We start from the raw sequence: 596 nt of genomic DNA on the forward strand, positions 1-596 counted from the left end.
GCGCCGGGCTCGTCGGGCTGGTCGTGGTGGCCGGTGTGGTCGGGCTGGTCGTGGGCGCCGCGCAGGGCTGGAACACGCGGCGGAACCGGTCCGGGACGCCCAGTTGCTCCAACTGCTCGCGGCACACGTCGGACGACGGCTCCGCCAGGAAGACCCACGAGTCCTCGCGCCAGGACAGCAGCTCGAGTTCGCCGTCCCGGCCACTGACCAGCAGGAACCGCCCGTCGCACTCACGTACGGTCGTGCCGTCTCCCAGCTCCCCGGCCACGAACTCCGGCGAACAACGCTCGGCGACCCCGGGCGGGCCTGTCGTGGTGGGTGTGGTCGGACGCGGGGTGGTGCGGGGCGTCGAGGTCGTGGTCTCGGTGGTGGTCGTGGGTGTGGCCACGGGCTCGCGGTCGCCGCCCCCAGCGGTGACCAGCCACACGATCAACCCCGCGACCAGTGCCACCGCGAGCAGGATCGCCAGAATGATCCACGGGGTCTGACCGCCGCCGTTCCTCCAGTCGCCGCCGTCGCCGTCGCCACCGTCGCCCGGGGGTGGCACGTCCCCGGGCGGGGGCACGTGGGACTGCGACGGCAGGTCACCGGTCGGG

At 74.0% G+C, this 596-nt stretch carries 1 pseudogene; it reads right to left on the reverse strand.

Annotated elements, in window-relative coordinates:
* Window positions 1–547: pseudogene (locus IY392_RS14945) on the reverse strand (hypothetical protein); the annotation flags it as partial.
* Window positions 548–596: the final 49 nt, after the last annotated feature.

This window comes from Dietzia sp. SYD-A1, from assembly GCF_015356725.1.
Classification (GTDB): Bacteria; Actinomycetota; Actinomycetes; order Mycobacteriales; family Mycobacteriaceae; genus Dietzia.